Consider the following 14,821-nt stretch of genomic DNA (forward strand, 5'->3'; position numbering starts at 1 on the left):
GTGGGTATATATACTTTGTGTAAAGCCGAAAGGCTGAATAGTAAAATTTTGATCGGAAAGATGTTTGAAGGCGGTGCTTCTAAATCGTTTTCCATCTTTCCGATACGCGTTGTATATATGCCTGTCGAGCAGGGAGAGGCTCCTGCTTCTATATTAATCAGTGTATCGAAACGCCGTTTTAAACGGGCGGTGAAACGTAACCGGGTGAAACGCCAGATACGTGAAGCCTACCGGAAGAACAAGTCTCTTCTGGTGGACGAACTGCAACGCCGGGAGCAACGGTTGGCCGTTGCCTTTATCTATCTGTCGGACGAGCTTGTTGCTACTGCCGAGCTGGAAGAGAAAATGAAAATAGCGCTTGCGCGCATCTCTGAAAAACTATTCTCATGAAACCTCATAACTCCCGGATATCTACCGCATGGGTATTCGTTACGGGAATTTTGAGAAAGGTATTTTCCTTCTTCCTGCTTGTTCCCATCTATTTTTACCGGATTTGTATTTCACCCCTTACTCCTCCCTCTTGTCGGTTCACGCCTACTTGCTCAGCGTATGCGCTCGAGGCAATTAAGAAACACGGTCCTATAAAGGGGCTTTATCTTGCTGTGCGGCGTATTCTGCGATGCCATCCCTGGGGTGGTTCCGGTTATGATCCCGTGCCTTGAAACAACTGAAATGAGAAATAGGAAATGAAAAAGAATGTGACTGATATTTTAGATATCCATACTCATAAACAGGAAGTTGATTCTCTAGGGAAATCTATCATCAATTATCCGTTATTGGCGGACTCTCCATCGTATATGCCTCTGGCAGAGAATGTGGAAGTGACTGTGGGTAGAGGATCTTATTATTCTGTCGGTATTCATCCTTGGGAGGTGAGAGAGAGTAATGTCAGTCAGCAATTGAGCTTTCTTCAACAGCAGTTGCAGGGAAAACAGTTTGTAGCTGTAGGAGAGGCGGGGCTGGATAAATTGGCGGAAGCTTCGATGGAGCTTCAGTTAGCGGTGTTTAAGGAACAGGTAAAGTTGTCGGAAAAGCTCGGTTTGCCGTTGATTATCCACTGCGTGAAAGCAATGGAAGAACTGCTGGCCGTGAAAAAAGAATCTCGTCCCCAACAACCTTGGATATGGCATGGCTTTCGTGGAAAACCGGAGCAGGCAGTACAGTTGTTGAAGAAAGGGTTTTATCTTTCTTTTGGAGAATATTATCCCGATGAAACGATGCCGATAGTCCCCGATGAACGCCTGTTTTTGGAAACGGATGACAGTTTGCTTGATATTGAAGATATCCTGTGTCGGGCAGCCAGGGTGCGTGGGGTAGAAGTGGAAGCGTTGCGTGAGGTGATTCGCCGGAATATCCAAAATGTCTTTTTTAAGGCGTAAGAGTTGTATCTTCCGAGAAAGAGTCGTACTTTTGTCGCACATGGAATTGAAATACAATAAAAACCAAATAATTAAAGAGTAATACGATGAATTTTGTAGAAGAATTGAGATGGCGTGGCATGTTGCAGGACATCATGCCGGGAACAGAAGAGTTGTTAAGCAAAGAGCAGGTGACTGCCTACTTGGGTATCGACCCGACTGCCGATTCGCTACACATTGGTCACCTTTGTGGAGTGATGATCCTTCGTCATTTCCAACGCTGCGGTCATAAGCCGTTGGCACTGATCGGCGGCGCTACAGGTATGATTGGTGACCCTTCCGGTAAATCGGCAGAACGTAACCTGCTGGACGAAGAGACATTGCGTCACAATCAGGCATGTATCAAGAATCAGCTTGCCAAATTCCTCGACTTCGAGTCGGATGTACCTAACCGTGCCGAGCTGGTGAACAATTACGACTGGATGAAAGACTTCACTTTCCTTGATTTTGTTCGCGAAGTAGGAAAGCACATCACTGTAAACTATATGATGGCGAAAGACTCTGTGAAACGTCGTCTGAATGGTGAAGCGCGTGATGGATTGTCATTTACCGAGTTCACTTATCAGTTGCTTCAAGGATATGACTTTCTTCATTTGTATGAAACGAAAGGCTGTAAGCTCCAGATGGGTGGTTCCGACCAGTGGGGAAACATTACTACCGGTGCCGAATTGATCCGCCGTACCAATGGGGGAGAGGTGTTCGCGTTGACTTGCCCGCTGATTACAAAGGCTGATGGTGGTAAGTTTGGTAAAACAGAATCCGGAAATATCTGGCTGGACCCTCGCTATACTTCACCTTACAAGTTCTATCAGTTCTGGTTGAATGTAAGCGACTCCGATGCCGAACGTTATATTAAAATCTTCACTTCTATCGAGAAAGAAGAAATTGAAGCATTGATTGCCGAACATCAGGAAGCTCCGCATTTGCGTCTCCTCCAGAAACGTCTGGCTAAGGAAGTGACTGTGATGGTTCATTCTGAAGATGACTATAACGCAGCAGTAGACGCATCGAACATTTTGTTCGGTAATGCGACTTCGGAAGCTTTGCGCAAACTGGATGAAGATACGTTGCTTGCTGTATTCGAAGGAGTGCCTCAATTTGAGATTTCCCGTGATGCATTGGCAGAAGGAGTAAAGGCTGTTGATCTATTCGTTGATAATGCGGCCGTATTTGCGTCGAAAGGTGAAATGCGTAAGTTGGTTCAGGGCGGTGGCGTTTCGTTGAATAAGGAGAAGCTGGCGGCCTTTGATCAGGTAATTACGACTGCTGACCTGCTCGATGAGAAATATCTGCTTGTTCAGCGCGGTAAAAAGAACTATTATCTGCTGATTGCAAAGTAATAATGCACGATTCACTCGATAGAATATAAAAAAGTGAACGAAATATTTGGAGGTTTGCTTGCAAACCTCTATCTTTGCACCGCTTTTTAACAGAAAGCACATAAGTTTGGACTATGGTGTAATGGTAGCACAACAGGTTTTGGTTCTGTTTGTCCAAGTTCGAATCTTGGTAGTCCAACGAAGAAAAGCCTTGAAAGAGAATATCTTTCGGGGCTTTTTCTTTTTTTGTGGATGCAAAGTCACTTCTTGAGTCATTAGAACGTTCACATACGGAACAACAACACGATGATTTCTATATTTTGGTTGCCGAAGTCGAGAAAAATGCCTTGAAGAAGTATCTCTTTATTAGGATGTAAGAAATTTATTATAGCTTATTTGTACGTAATATTGACTGTTTCGATGTTCGCCTTACTCATATTTGAATAGACTTCTATATTGTTAGCGATAATATATTTACAGTTCTATAATAAATCCGAATACCGTTTTTAATAAATAGTGGGGGAGTTTATTAAGAACGGTATCTGGGTTTATTAAAAACTATTTTCAGGAAATTATTGGAATGTTTGGGATTTATATATACAAAATGGGAGAAGATCAGTGCTGATTTTCTCCCATTCGGTTCTTCCATATATGGAAATATATGTTTTGATAATGTGTTATTATGTCTTGATTTTTATATAACTCATATTGCTTTTTCTTTTTCTGTTCCTCAAAGATACAAAATAAAAAGAGGAAAGTCAATAGCTGATCTTATTTTAATGGAAGCTTTTGGCTGCATTAAGTAGAAATCTCTCCCAAAACGTATTATAGTTCGTTAAAAAAGTGTACATTGCACAGATTCTGGACATTTTTGGTGGATAATTGGAACAAAATTGCAAGGTAAACCCGTTTTCTTTTGCTATTTTTGCATCGTGTACGTAAACGAAGTGCACGTAGAAAGAGAACTTATTCAATAACTATAAATAAATAAGGTATGAAAACGAACTATGAAATTCGCTATGCTGCGCATCCGGAAGATGCAAAAAGTTATGATACAACAAGAATCCGCAGAGATTTCTTAATCGAAAACATATTTGTCCCCAATGAAGTAAATATGGTATATTCCATGTACGACCGTATGGTGGTAGGTGGTGCGCTTCCGGTAGGAGAGGTGCTGACGCTCGAAGCGATTGATCCGCTGAAAGCTCCGTTCTTCCTCACCCGTCGCGAAATGGGTATCTACAATGTCGGCGGTCCCGGTATTGTGAAAGCTGGTGACGCAGAGTTCGAACTGGACTATAAAGAAGCTCTTTATCTGGGTTCGGGCGATCGCGAAGTGACTTTCGAAAGCAAAGACGCTGCCCATCCTGCTAAATTCTACTTCAACTCACTGACTGCACACCGCAACTATCCCGACCGTAAGGTGACGAAAGCCGATGCCGTGGTAGCTGAAATGGGCTCTTTGGAAGGTTCCAATCACCGCAACATCAATAAGATGTTGGTGAATCAGGTGTTGCCTACCTGCCAGTTGCAGATGGGTATGACGGAACTCGCTCCGGGAAGTGTGTGGAACACAATGCCGGCACACGTACACAGCCGTCGTATGGAAGCCTACTTCTATTTCGAGATCCCCGAAGATCATGCTATCTGCCACTTCATGGGTGAGGTAGGCGAGACGCGTCACGTATGGATGAAAGGCGATCAGGCCGTTCTTTCGCCCGAATGGTCAATCCACTCGGCTGCTGCTACCCACAACTATACCTTTATCTGGGGAATGGGTGGCGAGAACCTCGACTACGGCGATCAGGACTTCTCGTTGATTACGGATTTGAAATAACAACTACAATAATTTTCCTAATTTAATAACAAAAAGAATTATGAATCAGTTTTTGAATTTTTCTTTGGAAGGTAAAGTAGCTCTCGTTACAGGTGCTTCTTATGGTATCGGATTTGCTATTGCTTCTGCATTTGCAGAACAAGGCGCTAAAATTTGTTTTAACGACATCAATCAAGAGTTGGTAGACAAAGGTATGGCTGCTTATGCTGAAAAAGGTATCAAAGCTCACGGTTACGTATGCGACGTGACAGACGAACCGGCTGTTCAGGCGATGGTTGCTACGATTGCGAAAGAAGTAGGTACAATTGATATCCTTGTAAATAACGCAGGTATTATCCGTCGTGTTCCTATGCACGAGATGGATGCTGCTGATTTCCGTCGTGTAATCGACATCGACTTGAATGCTCCGTTCATCGTTGCTAAGGCTGTTTTGCCGGCTATGATGGAAAAACGTGCAGGTAAGATCATCAACATCTGTTCTATGATGTCCGAACTGGGTCGTGAAACTGTATCTGCTTACGCTGCCGCTAAGGGTGGTTTGAAGATGCTGACTCGCAATATCTGTTCTGAATATGGTGAATACAACATCCAGTGTAATGGTATCGGCCCGGGTTACATCGCTACTCCGCAAACTGCTCCTCTTCGTGAGCCGCAGGCAGACGGAAGCCGTCACCCATTCGATTCATTCATCTGCGCTAAGACTCCTGCCGGTCGTTGGTTGGAAGCGGAAGAACTGACAGGTCCTGCCGTGTTCCTTGCTTCTGAAGCTTCTAACGCTGTTAACGGTCACATTCTCTACGTAGATGGTGGTATTCTTGCTTATATCGGAAAACAACCGAAATAATAGACAATAGCAGAGATTCCGGTAAGGTGATAGAATGGCAAAGAGCATCCTCTTTTCATCTGTCACCTTATTTTTTATTATTCCCTTTGCAGGATATAATAGCCTCTAATTTACAAAGTATATGTTATTTATTCAATGTAGACTAATTATGAGAAAGATATTAATTCTGTTTGCTGTAGCCTTGATCGGTTTTGCTTCCTGTGCCGACAGCAAGCAGTCAATGACAGTCACAGTGACCAATCCTTTGGCTCTTGAACGGGCAGGGGAGATGGTTGAAGTGCCGATGAGCGATGTGGTCGCTAAATTGAAACTGGCGGATACGGCACAGATTGTGGTGCTTGACGTCGACGGTCAGCAAGTGCCTTATCAGGTGACGTATGATGAGAAGGTGGTCTTCCCCGTTACGGTAGGGGCAAACAGTGCGGTTACTTATACCATTCAACCGGGCACACCTGCACCTTTTGATGTCATTGCTTGCGGTAAATACTACCCCGAACGTCTGGACGACGTTGCCTGGGAGAATGATCTTGGCGGATTCCGTGCTTATGGTCCTGCTTTGCAGGCTCGTGGAGAACGTGGTTTCGGCTACGATCTTTTTACGAAGTATAACACTACGGAGCCGATTTTGGAGTCTCTGTATGCTGAAGAGCTCAATCCTGAAAAGCGTGCCAAGATAGCCGAACTGAAAAAGACAGACCCGAAAGCCGCTTCCGAATTGCAGAATGCTATCTCTTACCATATCGACCATGGATACGGTATGGATTGTTATGCCGTAGGACCCACATTGGGTGCCGGCGTTGCCGCTTTGATGGCAGGTGACACTATTATCTATCCTTACTGCTATCGCACACAGGAAATCCTTGATAATGGTCCGCTGCGTTTCACGGTGAAGCTGGAGTTTAATCCGCTGGTGGTCCGTGGAGATTCTAACGTGGTGGAAACACGCGTCATCTCCTTGGATGCAGGTTCTTATCTCAATAAAACAGTTGTTTCATATATCAATTTGAAAGAAGCAATGCCGGTAACTACGGGACTTGTGTTGCGTGAACCGGACGGTGCGGTGGTGGCAGACGCTGCAAATGGCTATATCACTTACGTAGATCCTACAACTGACCGTAGCGGTGCAAACGGTAAGATATTTGTCGGTGCTGCGTTCCCTGCACAGGTAAAAGAGGCGAAAGTGGTTCTTCTTTCCGAAAAGGAAAAGAAAGATCGTGGCGGAGCCGACGGTCATGTGCTGGCTATCAGCGAATATGAGCCGGGTGCTGAATATACTTATTACTGGGGATCTGCCTGGGATAAGGCGGCTATCAAGACTCCGGATGCCTGGAATAAATACATGGCTGAATATGCGCAGAAATTGCGTACTCCGCTGGCGGTGGCATATTAATGCGCTAAATTGCTTATACGATCACAAAAAGAGGATTGTCGGGGTATGTCGAAATACCTTCTTTAATTTCTTTTTAGTCACGGAGTGAGTGATTTGTTATTGAATATCATGCGTCTTTTTCAATAGATTAGGCAAAAGTTTCTTTGATAAAAAGAAACTTTTGCCTAATCTTGTCTTTCTAAAGAAGAAAGAAATTTTTGTGTTACAATGTTTTTGAGCTATCTCTTAAAAGCGTGTTGTTCGTAATATTCGTATGTCGTTCCGTCTTCTTTCTCTTTTTCACGAAGTTCATAGACTAATTCATTCTCTGTCATTGTGGTCACTGTCCACACTTCTGTGTAATTATCTTCTTCAGTGTCGATGAGAGTCAGCTTATTGCCGGAGTAACTCCATGTACCATGATAATAATTAGTACTTCCGGAAGAGTTATAAACGTCTTTCTCGACATAAGTACCATCTTCCTTGAACTCTATGGAGTAACGATTGGTTCCATTTACAAAATCTTCTTTAGAGTCACTTACTTTTTCACCATCTTCCCATTCTTGTGAAAGATAGTACACTCCATTCCATGTTCCTAACAGTAAATCGCGTGAACCGACAGTGTCATCGTCGTCATCGCCACAGGAATAAATGCTGAATGACAGTAATACTGCAACTATGCAAACAGTTGCTTTCCAGATTGTTTTCATAATAAATTGTTTTAATTGTTTGATTTTGAGATGATTTGTTTTATGGGTTTATTTGATAATCGTTTCCACATGTCCATTCTTGAAGAACAGGTAGAACGAGCTGGAATACATCCATTGCACTTCTCCATTTGATTCTTGAATAGTCTGCGGTTTGCCGAAAGCCAGCAGACATTCATCTTCCGTCATGCCTTTCACCGGCTTGTTGATGCTGATTTCATTCCAGTGAGTGATTGGTGAAAGTTGCTTCATTACGATGAAGTCGAACATTTTATTTAATACTTGCGATTCCACCTGTACGAAGTCATCCATGATTTCTTTGTGAGATGCTTTCTTGTCCGGTTGCAACTTCTCCATGGGAGTGATTTTCTTCATTATCACTGCTGATGATTCTATCCGTATATTGGAAAGATAGTAGACCAACTTGCCGTCTTTTACTTGAAACAGGGCTTTGCAATAGTAAGTATTCTTCTGATTTGAATCTGCTTGCGAGGCAAGTATCAGATCGCAACTGAAGTTTTTAGCCGGTACGTTTACCTCTGTGATCCCTTCCTGTAGCTGCGGACAGACATTTTTGACGGTCCATAACAGTGCATTAGCGTAGATGTTCTCGTCTTGCATGCTGCTGAAAGGGGTAAATCCGCTGACCACATATTTATTGCCGTCTGCACTGACAGGATAGCTCTTTTTCTGTTCGGTGAAAGTCTGTGCTATCAGCGGGATAACTCCCGTCAGCAGATACATGATTGCCAGAAATTGTCGTTTGGTCATCATATTCCGTTATTTTTAAGAAAACAGCATCCACGGCCCTTTTTGCGAAGAGAAAAGATCGTGGACGCTGAATAAATAATATGGTTTATTGAGGTTTGGTTGTCCTTAGAAGGCAATACCCAGACGAATCATAAAGTTACTGGTCTTGAATCCGTCGGCATCGCTGAATGTATCTATGAATCCGCGTTGATAGGTGAGATCCAGGTTGAAACGGTTGTACCAGACTCCTACACCGATATTCATACCGGCATCGAAATGATTGTAGTCAACTTCCATGTAATCTGCGTAATCTCCCCAACTGATGCTCTCCCCGTCTGTTTTCATTTTACTTGTGTAATCGTAGCTGGCAAAGACTCCTACATGTGGGTCGATATGAACATTGTCCGCCGCTGCAAATTTCCATCCGAATGTGAACGGAGAGTATTGTATATTATGAGCTATGCATTTCGTGTCTTCCACTTTGAAACCACGGGAGCCGAGTCCAAATTCCATTCCCCAGTATCCTCCTGTGCTGCCTAAAGGCTTCTGGTAGCCAAATGTTGCGTTATATCCGATGTTTGAGTCAGCTCCTTCGGCTCCGTCACCGGAGAAGTTCATGATATTCAAACCTGCACGCAAGAACCATTGTGTGCTGCTGGCTTGCTTCTCTGTTTTGACGATTGCGCTTCTGGATGATACGATTTGCGCTTGAGTTCCTACGCACAATAAGAGTGCGGCAACCATTGATAGTACTTTTTTCATTGTTATTTATGTTTTAGTGATTAATTCTTATTCTTAACGACAGGTGCTATCTGGCTTCTTCCATCCGTGGGTGATAGCTTCTGCAGACGTATCCATTCATAATCGTCCTGGGTGGCAGGATGCCAGTTGGCGAAGATGCCGGGATAACCTACTACTGTAACCGTGTATCCCCCTGTTTTTTCATTATCTTCCACTTTGAAAGTGGCTCCCATGATGACATCGCAGTTGTATTTGATGGTGGACAGATACGTCCCCCATGCACGGATGTTGTCAAGTTCTCCTTTCATGGCGATCTCCACTTCCTCTTTGCTTAGTGTCCATTCATCCTTGATCCGTTCCTTATCTTCCAGTATTTTCACCTCGACAACTGTGGGTTTGACACAAACTTCAGTAACTGCATCGCCTGCACGTGCCTGTGCATCACGAAACTTGAAGACCGTCTTTTGCGCATGGGCTCCGACGGCACAACCGACAACCAGAGCAATAATCAGAAATAGTTTTTTCGTTTTCATGTCCTTTTGTGATTAGATGTTAATATGTCTGCAAAGGTATGCGAAAGGAGTATACCACTGGGAGAAAGCATAGTTCCAAGAAAGAAACGGAATTGTATCCTATTTGGATACACTCGGGAAGTTTCCGGTGTTGATGCTGTCGGAAAAATCGCGGAAGAAATCGTGTCCGAGGATGCAGGAGATGCGCCAGAGCAGGTGGATGTCGATATTCTCTTTCCGGAATATCTTGTAAACATTGGGGCGTGTGCAGCATAGTTGGGTAGCGAACCAGGTGACGGTGCGTCCCTGTTCGTGAAGCGTGCGTTCAATAAGTTGTCCCGCATGAATCATGTGCCTATTCTGCTTATGTGTGTCCCCCCAGACTCCCGTTGGGCGGACAAATTCATCTAATGTTGACAGGAATATATAGAAAAGGCGTGGGAATCTCATCTTCGTCCGTTCCGTGTTCAAGGCCTTCGCAATGCCAACTACCGGGAACGAACAACGTAGAAAGCCCACGCCGATATGTACAACACCCGTAACCTCCCTTTGTTTGTCAAAGTGAGGCACGGATGTATATAAATACACATCAGGAGGACGTCTTAGTTGCTGTCCGTCATTCCGATAGGTCAAAGTTTGCGAAGTTTTGAACACAAATGACAAACGCTTGTAAACGTCTTCTCAATATAAACATCTCTCTCCCGTCACCCGAAGGCTTTCTGCGGAAGAGAACGTTGCAAATGTATAAAAAAATACGGTTGGAAAGGGTAATGTGAATCAGAAACTTTTTGAATGCAGGTTGTTTTGCCCTCTTTTTGCCCTTTACCGGGCGAAATGCGGTTGCGCTGACATCTTATAAGAAAGAGGAGGAATCTTTCAATTTTGGGCACGAAACGGGCTTTAAACTACAAAAGCCGGGGTATAATACCTCGGCTTATATTTTTTCTTCTTGTCAGGGAGCTTTTTTTATTCATCAGAAACCTTCCTTTCTTATCAGGAAGCTCTGTTCTTTTCGAAGTTTCTGTTTTCTCAAAGATTATAACACCTTGAATTCATAGCCTTCCTCTTTCAGGAATTCGATAGCGCGTGGAAGTGCGTATTGCAGGTTGCCGTTGTTCCATGACTTCAGCGAATCGTGGAAAGTGATGATGGAACCGTTTCGCGCATAGCGTTTCACGTTGTTCAGCACTTGTTCCGGACTCATCCGTTTACTGTAATCACGGGTCACGAGATCCCACATAATAATGCGGTAATGATAGCGCAACGTATAATACTGCCTGAATCCCATGTGTCCGTGTGGCGGACGGAAGAGATCGGAATGAATCATATCATCTACCTTTCTGGCATTTGCCAAGTAATCCGGATTGGAATATTCAAATCCACGGATGTGGTTGAAAGTATGGTTGCCGATGCGGTGTCCGTGCTCTACCACCATCCGGTATTCATCCGGGTGTTTGCGTATATTGTCGCCTACCATGAAAAAGGTAGCTTTAATATGATGCTTTTCCAGTATTTCCAGTACCCAGGGAGTCACTTCGGGGATGGGGCCGTCATCGAAAGTCAGATAGACTGCCCGTTCATTCGGGTCCATCCGGAAGATAGCCTGTGGATACAACGCCCGGAAAAGCCAAGGTGGTTGTTCTATAAACATGAAAATCTGCGTTAAACAAGTATTAAGTAATAAGTATTAAGTAATAAGTATTAGGTATTATATCGTGCGGAAGATATGTCGGAAGCTTTAATACTTATTACTTAATACTTGATATTTATTTCCCTTTCATTCTCGTTACGTATTCGTTGTATAGTTGATCGAGTTGCGTTGAGTAATGTTTTGCGAGTTCTTCTGATTTGTATTTTTCCATTAAGCGGACTTCGGCGTCAAGCAAGCTGGCGTTGTACACGAAGTTTTCGCTGGCGATGGCAAGCTGGTTATCGTTCAGGCTAAGATACCAGATCATGTATTCGAGCGACTTGTTGGCAAGTTCGTCGATGATCTTGTTGGCTTTCTCGTTCTGTCCCAGTTGATAATAAGACTCTGCCATTTGGAAGGCGCCGTTTGCCCAGTCATACGGTACGTTGTATGCCGGAATCATCTTTTCAGTGTAATCGAGCGCGGCGAGTGCTTTGTCCTTTTTGCCTTCTTTGATGAGCTGACCTACAAGTTGCGTGAAGATACGGCGGTGCGTGTAGCACATGCGCATCACGTTCTCGTCAATGTAGATACCCGGTTTGTCGATACCGCCGAACTTGAACTTGTTCATCAGGTTGTCGTACATCTTTTCACTGTCGATCTTGCTGTCCAGCTTGTCCGTATCGAACGGAGTGAAGCGGTAGGCGAGACCCTCCTGTGTGAAGTGGTTGCCCATGCCCAGATGGTTTTCGCTTCCTACGGTGATTGCCATATAGATAGGTCGTTCCCAGTTGGCATTGGCAAGCATCTCGAGCATCATCAGTTCACTCTTGTAGAGGGCGCGTTTCGGGTTGCCGTTGGCGTCTCTAAGGGTGATTGTCATGTATTCGGGGATAGAGTCGCCCAGAGCTTCCGGAATCTTCATGCCGGAGCGGCGTACGGCTTCCTTATCTATCTTCATGACGATGCTGTCCGTAGGGATGAGCGGGAGCTGTATTTCTTTTCCTGTCTTTTTGAGAAGTTCTTTCAATTGGTCGTTCTTGCCAAGCATCCAGCGGTTGATGATTTCCTTCAGTTCATAAGGATTCTCACCGAAGATGGAGTGAACGAGTGACAATATGGTAGTGTCTCCCTGTGCAGCCAGTTCGTTTGCCTGTTTGAAATAGCTGTCGATGAGAGCCTTCATTTCCGGACGGATAGAGATATATTCGTTTTGTCCTTCCACGTATTCCACACGGTCCCAAGTGATAGGGAGTGACGGAGAATCGTAGGCCGGACGTTTCATCTGGTCGATATACCAGTCGGTTTGCAGGTAACTTAAGTTACAGGTACGGGCATCCGTGCGGAAACCTTCCGTTTCCTGATTGTACCACAATGGGAAGGTATCGTTATCACCATTGGTGTAGATAATCGGGTTGCCTTCTTCCTGCAAAGTCATCAGGTAGTTCTGTCCGAAGTCGCGGGCAACGAAGCGTCCGCTGCGGTCGTGGTCATCCCATGTCTGTCCCGCCATCTGGATGGGGACGAACAAACAGAGCACAGAAGCCAGAACGGCTGCCGGAAGTTCCTGCATCTTGGCATAATCCCGCAACATACGGATGATGCCTGCCACTCCCATACCTACCCAGATAGCAAAGGCGTAGAACGAACCGGCATACGCATAGTCTCGTTCACGGGGTTGCGCAGGAGTTTGGTTGAGGTAGAGTACGATAGCGATACCTGTCATAAAGAACAGGAAGAATACCACCCAGAACTGCTGGATGCCTCGCTGGCTATGGTAAGCCTGCCAGAAGAGTCCGATCAAACCGAGAATCAGCGGCAGACAGTAGAATACATTATGACCTTTATTGTTTTTGAGATCTTGCGGAAGCAATTCCTGGTTACCTACCAGCAGGTTGTCGATAAACGGAATACCGGTGATCCAGTTGCCGTGCTCGATTTCTCCGCTACCCTGTATGTCATTCTGCCGTCCGGCAAAGTTCCACATGAAGTAACGCCAGTACATGAAGTTCAACTGGTAGGAGAAGAAGAATTTGATATTTTCCCATTGGGTAGGCATGTTTACCATCACCATTTCTCCACACTGGTCATAAGGAACGTCATATCCCTTGATGTCCACCCATTGTTTGTAGAGCGGTGCGTGTGACGAACTGTACATACGCGGGAAAAGCATATTCTGTGCATATTCGTATTCCACACGTCCGGGAAGTTCGATATAAGAGTCTTTTTCGTCGGGCGAAGTCTTTTCCTTGCGGACAAACTTGCTTCCTGCTTCCGACTGGCGCGGGATGCAATATCCGTCTTTTACATCGAGTGCCACTTTCGAAGAGAAGGCAGGACCGTAGAAAAGCGGGCGGGTTCCGTATTGTTCACGACCGAGGTATTCGCCCAGTGTGAATATATCTTCCGGTGAGTTCTGGTCCATCGGAGTGTTGGCAGTAGAACGGATAACGATCAGTGCATAAGAAGAATATCCGATTACGATCATCATGGTGCACAGCAAAGCCGTGTTCATGGTGCGGGCGGTGATACGCCATCTCTCTTTGATCTTGGCCTGTACACCCGGAGCGAGGTAAAGTCCCAGTGCGGCGATCACCAAAATACCGATGATGATACTGCTGGCTCCGTGTCCGTAGAACGGGATACCCAGTAGAGCAATCGTCAGGATAAAGGAGATAGCCATGCGTGTTTTGCTCTTTTCGGTATAGCTTTCGTATACGCCCCAGATTAGAGCGGCTGCAAGCAGGATGATGTAAACCACTACACCTGAATTGAACGACATTCCGAGTCCGTTGACAAACAACAGCTCAAACCAGCCGCCTACTTTCACAATACCCGGTACGATGCCGTATAGCACAGCTGCAACGAGCACCATTGAACCGCAGAGAGCGATTAACGAACCTTTAGCAGTAGCGTTTGGAGTTTTCTTGTAGTAGTATACCAATACGATGGCGGGCAGACAAAGCAGGTTCAGCAGGTGGACACCGATACTTAATCCCGTCAGATAGGCGATGAGGATAATCCAGCGGTCGCTATGAGGCTGGTCGGCCACGTCTTCCCATTTCAGAATCAACCAGAAAACGACAGCGGTAAACAGGGAGGAGAAGGCATATACTTCACCTTCTACAGCGGAGAACCAGAATGTGTCACTGAACGTATAGACCAGTGCACCCACCAGTCCGCTACCCATAATCGTGATAAGCTGTCCTTTGGTGATATTGTTTTCGTCAGTGATAATCAATTTGCGTACCAGATGGGTGATGCTCCAGAAAAGGAACAAGATACAGGCACCGCTCATCAGGGCGCTCATGTAGTTCACCATTTTAGCAACGGTAGTCACGTCGGAAGCAAATTGAGTAAACAGGTTCGCCATCAGCATGAAGAAAGGTGCGCCGGGCGGGTGTCCGACTTCCAGTTTATAGCCGGTGGTTATGAACTCCGGGCAATCCCAGAAACTTGCGGTTGGTTCTATTGTCAGGCAGTAGACGGTTGCCGCAATGATGAATGTAAGCCAACCCATAAGGTTGTTTACGGTTCTGTACTGTTTCATTAGCACTATCGTAGTTTATTCGTTAAAAACAAATTATGAGGTCGCAAAGATAGTGATTTGTAAGGATAATGAGGAAGAAAGTAAGAAATATTAAGTAACAAAGGGGTGATTTACTATCTCTTTCACTCTTCCGGGAGGCAGCAG

Annotated in this window: 14 protein-coding genes and 1 tRNA gene; 8 read left to right on the forward strand and 7 right to left on the reverse strand. The window is 45.0% G+C overall.

Translation table 11 applies throughout. The annotated features are described in order from the left end of the window. From rnpA to AAHJ11_RS08985, 8 genes are all read left to right on the forward strand, one after another. Complete coding sequence (gene rnpA / locus AAHJ11_RS08950) at positions 1-390, forward strand: ribonuclease P protein component (protein ID WP_081352769.1); 390 nt, start codon at positions 1-3, stop codon at positions 388-390. Then, positions 387-662: a membrane protein insertion efficiency factor YidD gene (yidD, locus tag AAHJ11_RS08955; protein ID WP_004298909.1), complete on the forward strand. Its 276-nt coding sequence runs from the start codon at positions 387-389 to the stop codon at positions 660-662. The genes rnpA and yidD overlap by 4 nt, the downstream gene beginning before the upstream one ends. Before the next feature lie 24 nt (positions 663-686). Continuing rightward, positions 687-1,379 carry a TatD family hydrolase gene (locus AAHJ11_RS08960; RefSeq protein WP_413579391.1) on the forward strand — a complete coding sequence of 231 codons (693 nt, stop codon included), beginning with the start codon at positions 687-689 and terminating at the stop codon, positions 1,377-1,379. A gap of 86 nt (positions 1,380-1,465) precedes the next feature. After that, the gene (gene tyrS / locus AAHJ11_RS08965) at positions 1,466-2,758 is read left to right on the forward strand and encodes a tyrosine--tRNA ligase (RefSeq protein ID WP_195649651.1); all 1,293 of its coding nucleotides are present in this window, start codon (positions 1,466-1,468) and stop codon (positions 2,756-2,758) included. 107 nt (positions 2,759-2,865) lie between these two features. Further along, positions 2,866-2,936, forward strand: a tRNA-Gln gene (locus AAHJ11_RS08970). A gap of 795 nt (positions 2,937-3,731) precedes the next feature. Further along, a complete protein-coding gene (gene kduI, locus AAHJ11_RS08975) occupies positions 3,732-4,574 on the forward strand; it encodes a 5-dehydro-4-deoxy-D-glucuronate isomerase (protein ID WP_074559737.1) in 843 nt (280 codons plus the stop codon). Positions 4,575-4,614: 40 nt separating this feature from the next. After that, positions 4,615-5,418: a gluconate 5-dehydrogenase gene (locus tag AAHJ11_RS08980; protein ID WP_195649652.1), complete on the forward strand. Its 804-nt coding sequence runs from the start codon at positions 4,615-4,617 to the stop codon at positions 5,416-5,418. 148 nt (positions 5,419-5,566) lie between these two features. Next, positions 5,567-6,808 (forward strand): DUF4861 domain-containing protein, encoded by a 1,242-nt coding sequence (locus tag AAHJ11_RS08985; protein ID WP_320979413.1) that lies wholly within the window; start codon positions 5,567-5,569, stop codon positions 6,806-6,808. Between the two features lie 218 nt (positions 6,809-7,026). On the opposite strand, the gene AAHJ11_RS08990 is transcribed toward AAHJ11_RS08985, so the two are convergent. From AAHJ11_RS08990 to AAHJ11_RS09020, 7 genes are all read right to left on the reverse strand, one after another. Then, positions 7,027-7,497, reverse strand: a complete 471-nt coding sequence (locus AAHJ11_RS08990; RefSeq protein ID WP_009001382.1) for a lipocalin family protein — start codon at positions 7,495-7,497, stop codon at positions 7,027-7,029. Positions 7,498-7,545: 48 nt separating this feature from the next. Then, complete coding sequence (locus tag AAHJ11_RS08995; protein WP_413579420.1) at positions 7,546-8,265, reverse strand: hypothetical protein; 720 nt, start codon at positions 8,263-8,265, stop codon at positions 7,546-7,548. Between the two features lie 105 nt (positions 8,266-8,370). Beyond that, the gene (locus AAHJ11_RS09000) at positions 8,371-9,006 is read right to left on the reverse strand and encodes an outer membrane beta-barrel protein (RefSeq protein WP_413579393.1); all 636 of its coding nucleotides are present in this window, start codon (positions 9,004-9,006) and stop codon (positions 8,371-8,373) included. 20 nt (positions 9,007-9,026) lie between these two features. After that, the gene (locus AAHJ11_RS09005) at positions 9,027-9,518 is read right to left on the reverse strand and encodes a hypothetical protein (RefSeq protein WP_413579394.1); all 492 of its coding nucleotides are present in this window, start codon (positions 9,516-9,518) and stop codon (positions 9,027-9,029) included. A 99-nt stretch (positions 9,519-9,617) separates the two neighbouring features. Continuing rightward, the gene (locus tag AAHJ11_RS09010; RefSeq protein ID WP_148367870.1) at positions 9,618-9,848 is read right to left on the reverse strand and encodes a hypothetical protein; all 231 of its coding nucleotides are present in this window, start codon (positions 9,846-9,848) and stop codon (positions 9,618-9,620) included. Between the two features lie 685 nt (positions 9,849-10,533). After that, complete coding sequence (locus AAHJ11_RS09015) at positions 10,534-11,148, reverse strand: polysaccharide deacetylase family protein (RefSeq protein WP_148367818.1); 615 nt, start codon at positions 11,146-11,148, stop codon at positions 10,534-10,536. A 115-nt stretch (positions 11,149-11,263) separates the two neighbouring features. After that, the gene (locus AAHJ11_RS09020; RefSeq protein WP_413579395.1) at positions 11,264-14,677 is read right to left on the reverse strand and encodes a DUF2723 domain-containing protein; all 3,414 of its coding nucleotides are present in this window, start codon (positions 14,675-14,677) and stop codon (positions 11,264-11,266) included. Positions 14,678-14,821: the final 144 nt, after the last annotated feature.

The organism is Bacteroides sp. 90-K9/2, assembly GCF_047310725.1.
Taxonomy (GTDB): domain Bacteria; phylum Bacteroidota; class Bacteroidia; order Bacteroidales; family Bacteroidaceae; genus Bacteroides; species Bacteroides vicugnae.